Origin of the sequence: Sphingobium xenophagum NBRC 107872 (assembly GCF_000367345.1) — a bacterium.
GTDB classification, from domain to species: Bacteria; Pseudomonadota; Alphaproteobacteria; order Sphingomonadales; family Sphingomonadaceae; genus Sphingobium; species Sphingobium xenophagum.
This window is the reverse complement of sequence record NZ_BARE01000127.1, coordinates 1-1,842: the sequence shown is the minus strand read 5'-3', so window position 1 is coordinate 1,842 and position 1,842 is coordinate 1. Positions and strand designations below refer to the sequence as shown.

Here is a 1,842-nt window from a genome sequence, read left to right as displayed (position 1 = left end):
GGCGTCACCTCAAGGTTTGTGCGCCAGACAACGATTTGGCAGACATAATGCGAACATCGGCTAATTAGCGAGCTTGAGGCGCGACATGGGATCGTTGAGCTGGCGGAATTCACCGCCAGGCGGACGCTCCGCCTGCCCTCAAAGGCAGCCGCCGGGCAGGCTACGCCGCGGGGTACGATGCTACTGACATGGCCAAGCCTTCGCTAACGAGCGTTCAGCTCCGGCCACCATATGAACACTCATAAAATAGCTATTCTGCTCCGCCCAGCGTAAATATGCCGCGCGCAGCGCCGATCGGTCATAGCGTGGAGCGCGGCATTCCGCTTTTCGCGCGACGATCATCATGTCGAGCACGCCTTGGAGGTAAGCGCCGCATCGCGGCTCATTCGCTTGACAGCTTACGAACAACGCCGAGCCCGTCGCCGACGCGGGTTCGGTTTGGCCGATCGCACTATCAGGCAGGGCGGCCAAAGCGGCGCATAACAATATCCATCGTCTTGGCCGCATTTTCGTCTCCTATTCCGCAGTATCATTTCGGAAGGGGCGCACGGCCCTCGACGGCCGGCGCCCCGTGCTGATCCATCATTCGCGGCCGAGCACCTGGCCTTCGGGCGTGACGAACAGTTCGATCGTCTTTCCGTCGCTGTTCTTGCCCTTGATTTCATAGAGCGTGCTTCCGTCCGCCTTTCGGGTGACTTGCTCCGCTTTGCTTATTGACGCGAGTTGCGCGCGTGCCGCGTTCATCGCGGCCTCGGGCACCTGAGCAAGCGGGATGTCTCGTTCGCTGTGCTTGCCGATTATCCGGTTTTCGTTCGCCTCGTGGTTTTGCGCGATCGCCACGCCCGCGATCGCCAGCGCGGCCGCGCCCACGCCTGCGACAACAGTGAGAGTTCGTTTGCTAGCCATGTTCCATTCCACTTCCTGCATAAGGGCCGTGGGGTCGGGCGGGCGGCGGTTACGGCCCAATGAGCCGTCGTCCGAGTTCAACTCCTCTGATTGTTCATCCTGTCGAGCGCCGCGCGCAGCCCACGGGCGAGCTTGGCTGCGTCGTCGTTGGCCCAGAAGTGCATGAAGAACAGCCGCGGCTCGTCGTTTAGCATATGATTATGCAGCGCCGTGACCTCGATCCCGTTCGTCCGCAGCACGCGCAGGACCGGATCGACCTCGTTTGCGACAAGTACGAAATCGCCGGTGATGGCGGCTCGGCCGTCCCCGGTTGGCTGAAAGTTGATCGCGGTCGCCGTGCCCATCGTCGGCGGAGTCTCCATATCGCCGTCCATCAGCCGCTCGGCGCGCGGAAAGCTGTATTGGAGGATGCCACCGGCCGTCTTGCCCTCACCGCCCATCAACCGGTTGAGCGCGGCCACATCGAGGTCGAGCCGCGATGCGGCTGCGCTGGCCGAAGGCGATTGCGGCGCGGCGAGCGGGGTCCGACTGGCTGATAGCGCTTGCCGGAGCGCGGCCGCGAGCTTCACCGGGTCGCCGTGGCCGGCAATGTGCATGTACATGGTCGCAGGCGAAGAGCGGAGCAGGTGATTGTGGAGCGCGGTGATCGTAAAACCGCTTGCGAGCAGGCGGCTCAAAACGGGGTTCACCTCGTCGTGGGTCAGCACGAGATCGCCCATCACCATCGCCTCGTCGCCCATCGGCTGAAACGCCGCCCAGGAACCGAGCGCGAGGGAGGGCTTGATCGTCACCCCATCCAGCGTGACGCTCAGGTCCGAACGCGGGAAGCTGTAGCGGTGAACGCCCCCCGGCTGTTCGGCCCCCGCTCGTCCTATCGCCCGGTCGACAGCCGACCAGTCCGGCGCTGCCCATGCCGGGCTTGCCAGCAGGAGGCTG

3 protein-coding genes are annotated in these 1,842 nt (G+C 63.9%); all 3 read right to left on the bottom strand.

All coding sequences use genetic code 11. The annotated features are described in order from the left end of the window. Positions 1-180: 180 nt before the first annotated feature. Positions 181-507: a Rap1a/Tai family immunity protein gene (locus SX1_RS25110; RefSeq protein ID WP_223178489.1), complete on the bottom strand. Its 327-nt coding sequence runs from the start codon at positions 505-507 to the stop codon at positions 181-183. Between the two features lie 75 nt (positions 508-582). Further along, a complete protein-coding gene (locus SX1_RS22175) occupies positions 583-987 on the bottom strand; it encodes a PepSY domain-containing protein (protein ID WP_228165648.1) in 405 nt (134 codons plus the stop codon). After that, a complete protein-coding gene (locus tag SX1_RS22170; protein WP_052310942.1) occupies positions 984-1,835 on the bottom strand; it encodes a DUF1259 domain-containing protein in 852 nt (283 codons plus the stop codon). The genes SX1_RS22175 and SX1_RS22170 overlap by 4 nt, the downstream gene beginning before the upstream one ends. Between the last annotated feature and the right edge of the window lie 7 nt (positions 1,836-1,842).

What these genes read in the sequence shown, in the direction of transcription:
- SX1_RS25110 (WP_223178489.1), bottom strand. Translation starts at nt 507, where the DNA reads ATGCGGCCAAGACGATGGATATTGTTATGCGCCGCTTTGGCCGCCCTG.